The organism is Nocardia iowensis (assembly GCF_019222765.1).
GTDB lineage: Bacteria > Actinomycetota > Actinomycetes > Mycobacteriales > Mycobacteriaceae > Nocardia > Nocardia iowensis.
Genome location: NZ_CP078145.1, coordinates 8,691,802 through 8,704,627 on the forward strand (window position 1 = coordinate 8,691,802; position 12,826 = coordinate 8,704,627).

Below are 12,826 nucleotides of genomic sequence, written 5' to 3' on the forward strand. Positions count from 1 at the left end.
GTTGGTTGTGTCAGCGCCCTTGGAAGCGGTCAAACAGACCATGCGAACGCGCTGGCCGCTGTACCTGACATCGATGCTGCTGGCCAATGCCTTCGGTGCGGTGCTGGTGTGGGCGTTCATCCAGTACGGCCTGCCCGTCCCCGAAGGATCGCAGGACGGTGCCAGGCGCACCGGCCTGCTCGTCCCTGCCCTGGTCTTCATCACCGGCGGCCTGCTCAGCATGGCTGCGTCCGCGCTGATGCTGCGCCCGGTGATGCGCTGGCAGATGCGCGGCGGTCCACCGAGCCGCCAAGAACAGATGGCCGCGCTACACGCCCCGCTGCGCCAGGCCATTCTGCATCTGGCGCTGTGGCTGATCGGCGGGGCGATCCTCGCCTTACTGATCATCACCGACGAGCCGAAGCTGGCGGGCGCGGTCATCGTCACCCTGTGCATGGCCGCCACCATCGTGTTCGGCTTCACCTACATGCTGGGTGAGCGCATCCTTCGCCCGGTCGCCGCGGCCGCTTTGACCGCGGGCACGTTCGACCACACCTTGACGCCGGGCGTCGGCACCAGGATGGCAATGACCTGGGGCATGGGCACTTTCGCCCCCACCATCGCCATCGTGCTGCTGTGTATCACCCAGATCTCCTCGGACGTGAAGTTCTCCGCCCAATCGCTGGCCATCTCGATCCTGCTGCTCTGCGGCGTGGTGATCATGCAAGCGCTGGCCCTTTCCATGCTCACCGCCTCCAGCATCTCCGACCCGGTGCGCCAGCTCAGCCAGGCCATCGACCGGGTGCAGGAGGGCGCGCGCGACGTCCAGGTCGAGGTGTTCGACGGCAGCGAGATCGGGCTGCTGCAGGTCGGCTTCAACCGGATGATGGAAGAGGCCGCCAAGCGCCGCCAGCTGCAGGAGCTGTTCGGTCAGCACGTCGGCGAGGAAGTCGCGCAGCGCGCCCTCGACTACGGCACCGAACTCGGCGGGGAAACGCGGTTCGTCGCGGTGCTGTTCGTCGACATGGTCGGTTCCACCGCGACCGCCGCCGAGCGACCGCCGACCGAGGTGGTGAGCCTGCTCAACGAGTTCTTCCGGATCGTGGTCGACGTCATCGACCGACACAACGGCTTCGTCAACAAGTTCGTCGGCGACGCGGCGCTGGCCATCTTCGGCGCACCGCTGGACCGGCCGGATGCGCCGACCGCCGCGCTGGCCGCCGCCCGCGAACTGCGTGCGGTGCTGCGGCAAGTACCCGGCCTCGATATCGGCATCGGCGTCTCGGCGGGCCTTGCCGTCGCCGGAAATATCGGTGCGGCAAATCGTTTCGAATATACGGTGATCGGCGACCCGGTCAACGAGGCATCACGGCTGACCGAACTCGCCAAAGACCAGCCAGGACGCACCCTGGCCTCGGGCAGCGCGCTGTATTTCGCCGATGAAAGCGAGCAGGACAAGTGGGAAACCGGCGACGAGGTACAGCTGCGCGGACGGCGCCGGAAAACACTTCTCGCCTATCCGAAGGAAGGCATCGACGTGCCGGACAGTGCAGACGCCGAAACGGTGCGTTCGTTAGGCTGACCGGGTGACGGCCAATGGGGAACTGGCAGGGGAACCTCCTCCGCCGCCCACGGCCGGGCGCCGCCGTGGCAAATTCTGGTGGGCCAAATGGGTGCTCGGCGTCGCCCTGCTGGCCTTATTGATCGCCGAGGGCATCTATCTGTGGCCGCGATTACACGAATCGTGGCGCAAACTCAGCGATATTCACTGGGGGTGGGTCGCCGCCTGTATTTGGCTGCAGGCATTGTCGATGAGCGGATTCGGGCGGGTGCAGAAACAGCTACTGCACGCCGGGGGTGTCGAGGTAAGTCAGCGAAAATCTGTCGCCGTGGTCTATGGCGCCACCGCCATGTCCGTCACATTGCCCGCGGGGCAGGTGTTCTCCACCGCCTTCACCTATCGGCAGACCCGGCGCTTCGGTGCCAGTCCGATCGTCGCCTCTTGGCAGCTGGTGTTCTCGGGTGTGGTCGCCGCGGCGGGCCTCGCACTGCTGGGGGTGGGCGGCACGCTGCTGTCCGGCGGAACCATCGGGCCGTTCAAGCTGATCCTTTCGCTGGCCGCGGTGGTCGCGCTGGTTGTGGGCGGCAACTACGTTTCGCGCAATCCCGGGTCGTTGGAAGCGCTGCTGCGCAAGGTGCTCGGCCTGGTGAACCGGCTGCGCAAGCGCTCGGCCGACCAGGGCACCAACAAACTCCGGGACGTGCTCTCGCAGTTGGAGTCGGTGGATCTCGGCAAGCGCGACGGCACCTTGGTCGGCGTGTGGGCGCTGGTACACCGGTTCGCCGACGTGGCCTGTCTCGGCGCCGCGTGTTACGCCGTCGGCGCCGATCCCCGCCTGGCCGGGCTGCTGCTGGCGTTCGCCATCGGCAAGGCGGTCGGCTCGATCCCGTTCGCGCCAGGCGGCATCGTCTATGTCGACGCGACGCTGATCTACGGGCTCACCGCGGCCGCAGGACTACCCGCCGCGCAGGCGGTCGCCGCCGCGTTCGTCTACCGGCTGGTGAGCTTCATCCTGGTGGCGATCGTCGGCTGGATCGTGTTCCTGTTCCTGTTCCGCACACCGCAGGACGACGACGCCGAGTTCGAGAAGGAATTCTCCCAGCGCCGGTTTTGAATTATCGGCCGCGTGGGCGCGAACACGCTGCGCCGCAGGTGCTTCACATCTGGCACTGGCTGTCCCACTACGCTTGCCGGCGTGAAGAAACTGGTGCCGTTGCTGGTAGATGCGCTGCTGGTGATCTTGTTCTGTGCGATCGGCAGGCGTAGCCATGAGGAAGCGGTGCTCGCCGGGCTACTTCGTACGTTGTGGCCGTTCGCCATCGGCCTGGCGATCGGCTGGATCGTGGCGGTGGCCGCGGCGAGCCGGGTGTTCGGTGACGCGGGGCGCGACGCGCGGTTCGACGGAACCGCGTTGTGGCCCACCGGAATTCTGGTTTGGCTCGGCACCCTCTGCGGCGGCATGCTGCTGCGCGTGATCAGCGGTCAGGGAACTGCGTTCAGCTTCGTCCTGGTCGCGGCCTGTGTGCTGGCGCTGTTCCTGCTCGGCTGGCGCGCGGCCATCCAAGCCTTGAATTAAGTCTCCGGAGCGGCCAGCGACTGGAGCATCCGCGCGGCCATTCGCGCGGTGGCGTCTCCGCTGTCCACGTCGTTGATGTGGATGGCGAAGGCCAGGTCGCCCATGAGCGCGATGAGCCAGCCGTCCCGTCCCGCGGTCGCGCTGAAACCGCTGACATCGCGGTACATTCGCAGGCTCGCGAACTCGGGGGCGTTGGTCGAGTCACGCAGCATGCCACGCAACCGGTCGGCGACCTCCGGCGACAGCGGGGCGAGCTGCGCGTCCGTGGTGCTCGGCCGGCCAACCTCGATCAGCGGGCGCGGCACCTCGCCGCGGGCGATCGCGGCGGCGGCGATGGCCATCCCGAAGGGGCTGGCCAGCACCGCGTCCGAGCCGCCGCCCTGGCGCACCTGCTCGGCACTGCGGCCCGCGACCGCAAGCCTTCCGGTCACCTCGTCCAAGCCAGGTACCTTGAAGTCGATGCCGACGCCGAGCGCGGTCGCCGCCTCGGCCGCCTCCTGCACCGAAACGTCGTGCGGCGCCTTGCCTTTGCTGACGGCCGTGATGTTCCGGAACAGCTCGATATTGCCGCCGACCGGGTAGAGCCCGGTGAACGCCACCGGACCGTGTTCACTGGCCTGACTGTTCTGGGCGACCGCGACCACCGCGCCGCTGGACGGCTGGATCGCCACGATCGAGGACGGCGTCGCCGAACTCACGACCGCGTCCTCGGCGGCGCGCTGCAAGCGCTGGTCCATGGTGCCCGCGATGTCCGGGCCTGGCGGGCCCTGCACGCCGGCGAGCTGAGTGACGAAACGACCGTCCTGCTCGAAAATTTGCACACCCCAACCGGAGTGCTGCTCCTGGCTTTCCTGCTGCACTTTGCGCAGCGCGTCCAGCATGGGCGACCAGATCCGGCGGTCGGCGGAGATGAGTCGCGGCTGCTTTTCCATCACCACGCCGGGGATCGGCGCCATCGCCGGTTCCAGCAGCTCGAAGTCGGCCTCGCGCAGGTTGACCGCGACCACCGGTTTGCCCTGTGAGGTGGCCACCTGCTGCATCAGTGACGGCCCGGTGATCAGCGGCGCGACCGGTTCGATGGCCTTGGCCAGCGCGTCGGTCGAGGCGATCGGGTCGGGCATCTTCGCCGGGTCGAGCTTGATCACGTTGATGATCTGCTCGGTCATCAGCGGCTGGCCCGCGATGTCGTTCACCCGCGGCGCGGGCGACGGCTGGGTCCGCACCAGGCGCACGGTGCGGTTGTGGTCGAGCTGCGGCATGACGATCGCCGGGTCCCAGGAGATGCGCCAGCCGATGGCCAGCTTGCGCACGTTGCCCTGCAGGCTGTAGTTCCAGTTCTTGTTCTCGCCGAAGTTCCAGTCGGCGTTCATGCTGAAGATCGCCGCTTCGGAGTCGAGGCCGATGAATTGCGTCTTCTTGTAGTCCACCTTGCCCGGCTGCAATCCGGAAAACATTTGCTTCAGGGTTGCCGAAGCCGCCGAGGGGTACGACGTGAGCTCCGAAGCCCTGGTGTAGTCCTGCTTGTCCAGCAGCTCGGTGAAGCGCTCGACGACAGCCTCGGCCTCATTCTTGCTCTCGTGTATCCCGCACGATCCCATCGCGATCGCAAGCGCCGCCACTCCCATGAGTGCCATAGCGCCCCGGACGCGAAAGCGGCGGGATCCCCACACATCCATGTCGCCCACTCTTCACTCTTGTCACTCCAGTAACAAGACCACCGTACCTGAAAAAGACCTGTCTGCGGTGCCTACGCCGCAAGGATATTACCCATGCTCAGCATCTCAATTGTGCCCGAAATCTCCCATCTCGGGGGACCCATCATGATCGTTGTCCAGTGCTGCGGCGACAACCGGCGCCGCTACCGTACCGGGACCCCACGCAAAGTTGTGCGCTTACTGCCTTACTCGGCGTTTCGGATCAGTGAGTACCCAGAGCCAGCGTCGGCGAACCGCAAATCACTCCCGTTAACCAGCGACGAACTCTGTTCGCACAGAGCGGAACCATTGACCTCGTTTGCGACGTAATCTTGTAATCACTGCAAGTAACACTGAAGAGTAAGTAGGTGATCTTCACATGAGGCACACACACCGGGGACGGGGCTTCGGACGACCGGGCGGCTGGCAGCAAGCCGACCTGCCGGATCCCGCGGACGTGCCGGATTGGTTCGCGGGCAGGTTGCCCGAGGACTGGTTCACCGGCCAACCCGTCATCGAGATCGACCGGGACGAGATCGTCGTCATCGGCGAACTGCCGATCCCGCAGCCGGAGAAGACACCCGTGGAAGGCGACGCGGACGCGCCGACCGAGGAAGTTCCGCGGGCAACCAAGGAGGGTGCCGTCTCGCGGTTCCGCGAGTCCACGCGCCCGGCCCGCATGCGGATCGCCGACGAGGCACAGCGCCGTTACGGACGCAGCGTCGCGTGGGGTGTGTCGGTGGATGGCGAGCGGATCATGTTCACCCACTTGGCGGTCCCCGTCATGACCCGGCTGCGCCAGCCCGAACGCAAGGTGCTCGACACCCTGGTCGACTCGGGCGTCGCGCGCTCCCGTGCCGACGCGCTGGCCTGGACCGTGAAACTGGCGGGCAAGCACGCGGAATCCTGGCTCGAGGAACTGCGCGACGCCATGCGCAAGGTGGACGACCTGCGCTCGGAAGGACCGCAGGGTCTCTAGGGCTAAAGTTGCGTGCATGTCCGCACCCGGCCCGATCCTGGTCCTCAACGGCCCGAACCTGAACATGCTCGGCACCCGACAGCCGGAGGTTTACGGGTCCGCGACGCTCGATGACGTGGTCGAACTCTGCAGGCAGACCGCGCACCGCTACGGCCGCGAGATCGCCGCCTTCCAATCCAATTCCGAAGGCGCCCTGATCGATCGGATCCACCGTGCCTGCGGCGTCGAATCGGCCATCGTGATCAACCCCGCCGGCCTGACCCACACCTCGGTGGCGCTGCGGGACGCACTGGTGATCCCAGAAGTCCCCATCGTGGAGGTGCACATCAGTAATGTGCACGCCCGGGAGGAGTTCCGGGCCCACTCCTACATCTCCCCCATCGCCACCGCGGTGGTCACCGGGATGGGCATTCAGGGCTACGCGGCGGCAATCGAATTCCTGGTGCGCTCAGCTTGATCCGCTCGGCCCGGGTGATGCCATCGTCAACCTGGTCCGAAAGCACCTACATCGCACCCATACGGACCATTTTGAGGTCCAAACGGCCAGCCGTGCACAAATAGTCGGCAATTGCGGACGCGGAGTGCAGGTTTGGAGGTCGGGGTGGGCCGGTGGGGTCAGTTGATTTGGAAGACCGGGAAACCCGGGGCGATGGCGGCGAGTTCCGCGTCGGTTGCGTCCTTGGTTACGCCTTCGAAGAATCTGCCTACTTCCCAGCCCCACTTTTGCAGGTAGAGGCGCAGGAGGGGGACCTTGTCCTCGTCGGGGATTTCGGTGGCGGTGAATGGCTCGGTCTTGCGGCCGAGTCGTAGTTCGCCGCCGCCAGCGACGCGGAGATTGCGTACCCACTGGGTGTGTCCGCGTGGCGCGACGAGAAAACGGGCGCCGTCTTCACGGACCATCAGGTTGACCATCGTGGTCCGCCACTCACCGCTCTTGCGACCACGGACGGCGAGCAGCCGCGAGCCCATGACGCTGATGCCGAGCTTGGGCAGCCAGTTGAAGATCCGATTCATGACCGGGTCCAGGCCTGCCGGGCCGATGTAGCGGGTGCTGTGGTCCATGGTTCCAACTCCTCCGTGAGCACTGCTCTCTGTTGTGACTAGTGTTCCATTTCCATGGATACAAAGTCAAGAGCACTGCTCTCTCTTCTGGTATGCCCAGTTGAGAAGCGGTGTCCACACGGTTCACAGGGTGTACAGACCCTGTGAACCGTGTGGATGGTTTGTGAGTTGGGCGGCGGAGAGACGTGCGGGGGGGCGGGAGCGCCGGACGTGGCCGAGAATGTGGGGATGACGCGCGAGGCCGTTCGCCGGGTGGTGCTCGCCCCGGACAAGTTCAAGGGGTCGATGACCGCACCCGAGGTGGCGGCGGCGCTTGCCGCAGGCCTAGCGCGGGTGGTGCCTGAAGTGGAGATCCGTCGGGTGCCGGTCGCCGATGGCGGAGACGGGACCGTCGATGCCTTCGTGGCGGCGGGGTGGTCACGGGTCGAATTGATCGCGCCCGGTCCGACGGGTGTCCCCGGCAGCACGTCGTACGCACGGCATGACGCGACGGCCGTCATCGAATTGGCCGCCGTCGTCGGACTAGGGAAACTGCCTGGGAATCAACCAGATCCGCTCGGCGCGAACACCTTCGGCCTTGGCGTTGTCATCGCGCACGCGCTCGACCATGGCGTCACCGACATCGTTCTCGGTCTCGGCGGCAGCGCCTCCACCGACGGCGGCGCGGGCATGGTGCGAGCACTCGGTGCCCGCATCCTGGATGCCGACGACAACGAATTACCCGATGGCGGAGCGGCTTTGACCCGAGCCGCACGAGTGGACCGCTCGAGCCTGCACCCCCGGATCGCGTCCGCCACGTTCACCTTGGCATGCGATGTGGACAATCCATTGCTCGGGCCCGCAGGCGCGGTGGCGGTCTACGCACCCCAAAAGGGAGCAAGCACAGCCGATCTCGACACTCTGGAGACCGCACTCACGAACTGGGCGCGACTCGCGGGCCCGGATTTCACGAACCACCCCGGTGCCGGAGCCGCGGGCGGAACAGGTTTCGGCGCGCTGGCCGTCCTCGGCGCACAGATGCGCAGCGGCATCGAGGTGATTCTCGAACTGCTCGACTTCCCCGCCCTGCTGACCGACGCCGACCTCGTCATCACCGGCGAGGGCTCGCTGGACCACCAAAGCCTGCACGGCAAGGCACCCATGGGTGTCTGCGAAGCCGCGCGCAAAGCCGGTGTTCCGGCGATCGCCGTCGTCGGCCGCACACTTCTAGGCGCACAAGAGATCCGAGCAGCAGGCTTCACCGCCTGCCACGCCCTCACCGACCTCGAACCAGACCCCACCCGCTCGATCGCCAACGCGGCCCCACTTCTCGAGCAAGTCGGGGCCCAGATAGCAGCGCTCCACCTGTGTTGATAGTTGCTGCACCGCAACCGATCACCGGCCGCGTCAGCTCACAGCACCGCCAGACAGCCACCGCTTCGTTCGCCAGCACTGAGACCGATTGCCAGCCGCGCCACCGGAAGCCGAGTCTCGACGCGCGCTAACTCGCGGAAGCCAAAAGGTTGCCGAGGAGTTCGTGGCGGTGCTTGTCGCCCCACTCTTCGAGCGGACGGAGGGCTACGGCCAGTTCTTCACCGAGTGGTGTGAGGGAGTACTCGACGCGCGGCGGCACCTCTGGGTAGACCTCGCGATGTACGACACCGCTCGCCTCGAGTTGGCGCAGGTTTTCGGCGAGCACCTTCTCGCTGACACCGGTGAGCAGGCGGCGGATCTCGCCGAAGCGCTGCGGGCTGGCACTGAGCGCCCACATCAGGTGCAGTTTCCACTTCCCGCCGACGACATCGATCGCCACGGACATGCCACACACGTCGTGATCTGCGTCACCGTTCACGTCCACCGCACTCCTTCTGACCGCATTTCGAACCTCTAGGTAAGCAACCCCACCTGAACGTTCGGTCTTCCCGACTCTACCTGCGGCAACGACTATTGAGCCCGGCGCCGACAGCATCCGATCCAGAACCGAAGGGACACACAATGTCCGAACAGACCAGCCCCCGCTCCGTCTCCGTCGTCGGCCTCGGGCCGATGGGACAGTCGATGGTCCGCGCCTTCCTCGACGCGGGCGTCGAGGTGACGGTATGGAACCGCAGCACCGACAAGGTCGACGCGATGGTCGAACTCGGCGCCAAGCGCGCCGCCACGGTCGCCGAGGCGCTGGACGCCAACGACGTGACCGTGCTGAGCCTCACCCACTACGCCGCCATGTACGACGTGCTCGGCCAGGCAACCGACCACCTGGCGGGCAAGGTGATCGCCAACCTGTCCTCCGATTCACCCGAGAAGGCACGCAAGGGCGCGGAGTGGGTGCGCTCGCACGGTGCGCAGTTCATTTCCGGCGGCGTCATGTCGGCCGGCGACAACATCACCCATCCGGCGTCGTACATCTTCTACAGCGGCCCACGCGAGGTCTTCGACGCGCATGCCGAACTGCTGCGGCCGCTGAGCCCGCAGGAGTACCTCGGCGCGGATGACGGTCTCGCGCAGGTCTTCTACCAGGCGCTGCTGACCATCTTCCATCCGTGGCTGCTCGCCTTCGACCAGGCGACCGCGATGATCGAGCGCTCCGGCAACGACATCGCGCAGTTCGTCCCGTTCGCCGTCCGCTCCGCTGCCGCGTTCCCCTATTTCATGGAAGAGTTCTCGGTAGCGAACCAGAACGGCGGCTGGGCCACGCTGGCGAGCCTGAAGATGATGGACGCGGGCGCACAGCACATCATCGACGCCAGCGAAGAGGTCGGTGTCGATGCGACGTTCTCCCACACCGCACAGGCGTTCTGGCGCAAGGCCATTGCGGCCAGCGAGGCGAAGGGCACGGCGGTCTCGACCTACGAGATCATCCGCGGCGGCCAGGCGTAGTCGACGAGCAGCACGATCCGGGACCGATGACCGCCGCGAGCGCACCGGCGGCGGTCATCCCCGACCCGAAAGGCACACAACATGTCCGATCGAAGCGTGACCGTCATCGGCCTCGGACCGATGGGCCAGGCGATGATCCGAACTTTCCTGGGCGCAGGCGTCGAGGTGACGGTGTGGAACCGCAGCCTCGAAAAGGCCGACGCCATGGTAGAACTCGGTGCCACGCGCGCCGCGACGGTCGCCGAAGCACTGGACGCGAACGAGCTGATCGTCGTGAGCCTTACCGACTACGCCGCGATGTTCGACGTGCTCGGCCCGGTACCAGATCGCCTGGCGGGCAAGGTTTTCGCCAATCTCTCGTCCGACTCCCCAGCCAACACTCGCGATGCCGGAGCGTGGGTCCGCGCGCGAGGCGGCGCGTTCCTCGCGGGTGGTGTCATGGCGCAGAGTGACGGCCTCGCGAACCCTGAGTCGTACGTGTTCTTCGCAGGACCGCCCACGGTCTTCGAGAAGCATCGCGACCTGCTGCAAGTGCTCGGCGCACCGGAGTATCTGGGCGATGACGAGGGCCTAGCTCAGCTCTATTACCAAGCGGTGCTTGCCATCTTCAACCCGTTGCTACTCGGCTTCGAGCAGGCGTTGGCGATGATCGAGCGCTCCGGCGAGACCATCGAGCGCTTCCTGCCCTACGCGCAGCGATCAATGGGACAGCTCGACGGTGTGTACACGGGCTTCGCCGCGGCGGCGCAGGCAGGCGGCTGGGGCGACGCCGCAAATCTCCGGATGATGGCGGCAGGCGCGCGGCACGTCATCGAGACCGGCGAGGCAGTCGGTGTCGATACCGCGCTTGCCGAGACTGTCCACGGTTATTGGCAGCAGGCCATTGCCGCGAGCGAACGGCGTGGACACCCAGTCCCTACGTTCGCCCTTATGCGAGGCGACCAGCCATAGAACGCCGTCCGGCACGACATAGTGCCGGACGGCGTTGACACCTATCCACTTGCGGATCAGGCGGTTTCGGCGCTGGAGCCGAGGCGCGGGAAGGGGGTGGTGGAGAAGATGACCTCCACCGTCACCTCGAAGTACGCCGCGATCCGCAGCGCAAGGTGCAAGCTGGGGCTGTACTCGCCGCGCTCCAGATAACCGATCGTCTGGTAGTGCACGCCGAGCGCCTCCGCCAACTCCCGCCGCGAGATGCCGCGCTCGGCCCGCAGCATCGCGATGCGGTTGTAGATGACCTCAGTAGGCACGCTGCATCGCCTTGTCCCGGCGCTCGGCCACGCTGGACCCGGATTCGCGGCGCGCCATCCGGCGCAGCACCACCGGCGCGATGAGCAACCCGACGGCCGCCCAGACGCCGAGCACCCCAACGGTTTCCAGCTGCCGCCAGGAGCCGGTGAGTTCAACCGCCGCCGCTTCGTCGGGCAGCATCGCCGAGCGCATGCCGAGCCCGAGCCAATACACCGGGAACACCTGGGCCACACCCTGCAACCAGCCGGGCATCGAAGTGATCGGATAGAAGATGCCGGACACCGCGACCACTCCCATGATCGGGAACGTCATGATAGCGAAGCTGCGCGGATTGGAGAACATCGATCCGAAGACAGCACCGGCGGGCAAGGTGGCGAGCAACCCGAGCACTACGACCCAGATCAACGCCAACCAGGACCCGACGCTGTCCAGCGCAAGCCCCTCGACCAGGAACATTCCGGGAATCAGGATGATGACGCTGGGAATGATCACCGACCCGGACACCTGAATGATTTTGCCGACCAGGTAGCCCACCATGCCGTTCGGGGTGGCCTTGGCCCGCAACAGGGTTCCGTCCTCGCGGTCCAGGCTCAGTTGCTGCCCCATACCGACCAACCCGTTCACCGCGACCAGCATGCCGATCACACTGGGCAGGGCCAGCGCGCCGAGCATCAGGCCGCTCGATTCGAACGAGGCGTCCCGCATGAAGAACAGGATCACCAGCATGACCACGGGCCAGAACATGATCCCGAACAGGTCCTGGCCGTTGGTGAGGGTCTGCCGTGTCTCGATCATGCCGCGGGTCCAGCCCTGACGAACGGCTAGCAGCACCGGGTTCATCGCCCTACCTCCTCGAGTGTGTGCACCTCGGACTCGACCTGACCGGATTCGAATCGGCGCACCAGTGTCATGTACGTGTCTTCCAAGGAGGCGCGGCGGACCTCGAGGTCACCGATCGCCTCGCCGTATTGCTTGAACAGTCCGTGGACGAATTTGGTCGACTCGGCGGTGGCGTGCACGAACCGCTGCCCGTCATTGGTCCAGCTCACCTCGGCCTCGCCGGCGATCCGGCGGGAGAGTTCGTCGGCCGTGCCGTCGGCGATGATCCGGCCGCCCGCCAGGATCAGGATCCGGTCGGCGAGCTTTTCGGCCTCGTCCAGGTCGTGGGTGGTGAGCAGGATGGTGGTCCGGTGGTCGTCGGCGAGCCGGTGGACCAGGTCGTGGAATTCGCGCCTGGCCTGTGGGTCGAAGCCCGCGGTCGGCTCGTCCAGGAACAGCACTTCGGGACGGCCGACGATGCCGATCGCCACGTCCATCCTGCGGCGCTGGCCGCCGGACAGGTCTTTCATCCTGGCGTTGGCCCGCTCGGTGAGGCCGACCGCCTCGATGAGTTCGTCGGTGTCCCAAGGCCGTTGGATCCGGTCGGTGCTGTAGGGGGCGTAGAAGGCGCCAAGGTAGTCGAGCAGTTCCCGGACCCGCCACTTGCCGTGATCACGCCACGATTGCAGGACGACTCCGACGCGCGCTCGCCACGCTTCGTCGCCGTGCGCCGGATCGGCACCGAGTACCTCGACGCGACCCGCCGACCGCATCCGGAAGCCTTCCAGGATCTCGATGGTGGTGGTTTTGCCCGCGCCGTTGGGGCCGAGCAGCACCAGCACCTCGCCGTGCCGCGCCTGGAATGTCACGTCGTGCAGGACGTCTGTGGTGCCGTAGCGCATCCGCAGTTTCTCGACGTCTAGTACGACGCCCTGACCCACTGCCATGGTGCCCTCCCTGTTGTGGGTTTCTGTCAACTCGTAGCATATCTACTACATTTCGCCGCGCCAATGCTTTATTGACGCCGCGCGATCCTTGACATGCAGCCA

At 66.2% G+C, this 12,826-nt stretch carries 13 protein-coding genes and 1 pseudogene; 8 read left to right on the forward strand and 6 right to left on the reverse strand.

Going from position 1 to position 12,826, the window contains the following annotated elements:
* Nucleotides 1-40: 40 nt before the first annotated feature.
* The 3 genes from KV110_RS40125 (at nucleotide 41) to KV110_RS40135 (ending at nucleotide 3,116) form a co-directional block, all read left to right on the forward strand.
* Nucleotides 41-1,561 (forward strand): adenylate/guanylate cyclase domain-containing protein, encoded by a 1,521-nt coding sequence (locus tag KV110_RS40125; protein WP_218479480.1) that lies wholly within the window; start codon nucleotides 41-43, stop codon nucleotides 1,559-1,561.
* A gap of 4 nt (nucleotides 1,562-1,565) precedes the next feature.
* A complete protein-coding gene (locus tag KV110_RS40130) occupies nucleotides 1,566-2,654 on the forward strand; it encodes a lysylphosphatidylglycerol synthase transmembrane domain-containing protein (RefSeq protein ID WP_218472301.1) in 1,089 nt (362 codons plus the stop codon).
* 81 nt (nucleotides 2,655-2,735) lie between these two features.
* Nucleotides 2,736-3,116, forward strand: a complete 381-nt coding sequence (locus tag KV110_RS40135) for a DUF3054 domain-containing protein (RefSeq protein WP_218472302.1) — start codon at nucleotides 2,736-2,738, stop codon at nucleotides 3,114-3,116.
* On the opposite strand, the gene KV110_RS40140 is transcribed toward KV110_RS40135, so the two are convergent.
* Nucleotides 3,113-4,750, reverse strand: coding sequence for an NTF2-like N-terminal transpeptidase domain-containing protein (locus KV110_RS40140; RefSeq protein ID WP_218472303.1), 1,638 nt, complete (start codon nucleotides 4,748-4,750; stop codon nucleotides 3,113-3,115). The two genes, KV110_RS40135 and KV110_RS40140, sit on opposite strands and share 4 nt — an antisense overlap.
* Before the next feature lie 439 nt (nucleotides 4,751-5,189).
* On the opposite strand from KV110_RS40140, the gene KV110_RS40145 reads away from it, so the two are divergent.
* Nucleotides 5,190-5,789: a hypothetical protein gene (locus tag KV110_RS40145; RefSeq protein WP_218472304.1), complete on the forward strand. Its 600-nt coding sequence runs from the start codon at nucleotides 5,190-5,192 to the stop codon at nucleotides 5,787-5,789.
* Nucleotides 5,790-5,805: 16 nt separating this feature from the next.
* Nucleotides 5,806-6,246 (forward strand): type II 3-dehydroquinate dehydratase, encoded by a 441-nt coding sequence (gene aroQ, locus KV110_RS40150; RefSeq protein WP_218472305.1) that lies wholly within the window; start codon nucleotides 5,806-5,808, stop codon nucleotides 6,244-6,246.
* Between the two features lie 158 nt (nucleotides 6,247-6,404).
* On the opposite strand, the gene KV110_RS40155 is transcribed toward aroQ, so the two are convergent.
* Complete coding sequence (locus KV110_RS40155) at nucleotides 6,405-6,851, reverse strand: nitroreductase family deazaflavin-dependent oxidoreductase (protein ID WP_218472306.1); 447 nt, start codon at nucleotides 6,849-6,851, stop codon at nucleotides 6,405-6,407.
* Between the two features lie 228 nt (nucleotides 6,852-7,079).
* Here KV110_RS40155 and KV110_RS40160 point away from each other — a divergent pair, with 228 nt between their 5' ends.
* The gene (locus tag KV110_RS40160; protein WP_218472307.1) at nucleotides 7,080-8,204 is read left to right on the forward strand and encodes a glycerate kinase; all 1,125 of its coding nucleotides are present in this window, start codon (nucleotides 7,080-7,082) and stop codon (nucleotides 8,202-8,204) included.
* Between the two features lie 127 nt (nucleotides 8,205-8,331).
* Here the strand turns inward: KV110_RS40160 and KV110_RS40165 are convergent, their stop codons facing one another.
* Nucleotides 8,332-8,649: a winged helix-turn-helix transcriptional regulator gene (locus KV110_RS40165; RefSeq protein ID WP_218479481.1), complete on the reverse strand. Its 318-nt coding sequence runs from the start codon at nucleotides 8,647-8,649 to the stop codon at nucleotides 8,332-8,334.
* Nucleotides 8,650-8,825: 176 nt separating this feature from the next.
* On the opposite strand from KV110_RS40165, the gene KV110_RS40170 reads away from it, so the two are divergent.
* Both KV110_RS40170 and KV110_RS40175 read left to right on the forward strand, forming a co-directional pair.
* Nucleotides 8,826-9,707, forward strand: a complete 882-nt coding sequence (locus KV110_RS40170) for an NAD(P)-dependent oxidoreductase (RefSeq protein ID WP_218472308.1) — start codon at nucleotides 8,826-8,828, stop codon at nucleotides 9,705-9,707.
* A 63-nt stretch (nucleotides 9,708-9,770) separates the two neighbouring features.
* Nucleotides 9,771-10,658, forward strand: a pseudogene (locus KV110_RS40175) (NAD(P)-dependent oxidoreductase); the annotation flags it as partial.
* A gap of 56 nt (nucleotides 10,659-10,714) precedes the next feature.
* Here KV110_RS40175 and KV110_RS40180 read toward each other — a convergent pair.
* Genes KV110_RS40180 through KV110_RS40190 form a run of 3 tightly spaced genes read right to left on the reverse strand, consistent with a single transcriptional unit; the run spans nucleotide 10,715 to nucleotide 12,724 of the window.
* Nucleotides 10,715-10,957: a helix-turn-helix transcriptional regulator gene (locus KV110_RS40180; RefSeq protein WP_218472310.1), complete on the reverse strand. Its 243-nt coding sequence runs from the start codon at nucleotides 10,955-10,957 to the stop codon at nucleotides 10,715-10,717.
* A complete protein-coding gene (locus KV110_RS40185; protein ID WP_218472311.1) occupies nucleotides 10,947-11,798 on the reverse strand; it encodes an ABC transporter permease in 852 nt (283 codons plus the stop codon). Before KV110_RS40185 ends, KV110_RS40180 begins: the two co-directional genes overlap by 11 nt.
* Nucleotides 11,795-12,724, reverse strand: a complete 930-nt coding sequence (locus tag KV110_RS40190) for an ABC transporter ATP-binding protein (RefSeq protein ID WP_218472312.1) — start codon at nucleotides 12,722-12,724, stop codon at nucleotides 11,795-11,797. The genes KV110_RS40185 and KV110_RS40190 overlap by 4 nt, the downstream gene beginning before the upstream one ends.
* Between the last annotated feature and the right edge of the window lie 102 nt (nucleotides 12,725-12,826).

What these genes read in the sequence shown, in the direction of transcription:
- KV110_RS40125 (WP_218479480.1), top strand. Translation starts at nt 41, where the DNA reads ATGCGAACGCGCTGGCCGCTGTACCTGACATCGATGCTGCTGGCCAAT.
- KV110_RS40140 (WP_218472303.1), bottom strand. Translation starts at nt 4,750, where the DNA reads ATGGCACTCATGGGAGTGGCGGCGCTTGCGATCGCGATGGGATCGTGC.
- KV110_RS40145 (WP_218472304.1), top strand. Translation starts at nt 5,190, where the DNA reads ATGAGGCACACACACCGGGGACGGGGCTTCGGACGACCGGGCGGCTGG.
- aroQ (WP_218472305.1), top strand. Translation starts at nt 5,806, where the DNA reads ATGTCCGCACCCGGCCCGATCCTGGTCCTCAACGGCCCGAACCTGAAC.
- KV110_RS40155 (WP_218472306.1), bottom strand. Translation starts at nt 6,851, where the DNA reads ATGGACCACAGCACCCGCTACATCGGCCCGGCAGGCCTGGACCCGGTC.
- KV110_RS40160 (WP_218472307.1), top strand. Translation starts at nt 7,080, where the DNA reads ATGACGCGCGAGGCCGTTCGCCGGGTGGTGCTCGCCCCGGACAAGTTC.
- KV110_RS40165 (WP_218479481.1), bottom strand. Translation starts at nt 8,649, where the DNA reads ATGTCCGTGGCGATCGATGTCGTCGGCGGGAAGTGGAAACTGCACCTG.
- KV110_RS40170 (WP_218472308.1), top strand. Translation starts at nt 8,826, where the DNA reads ATGTCCGAACAGACCAGCCCCCGCTCCGTCTCCGTCGTCGGCCTCGGG.
- KV110_RS40185 (WP_218472311.1), bottom strand. Translation starts at nt 11,798, where the DNA reads ATGAACCCGGTGCTGCTAGCCGTTCGTCAGGGCTGGACCCGCGGCATG.
- KV110_RS40190 (WP_218472312.1), bottom strand. Translation starts at nt 12,724, where the DNA reads ATGGCAGTGGGTCAGGGCGTCGTACTAGACGTCGAGAAACTGCGGATG.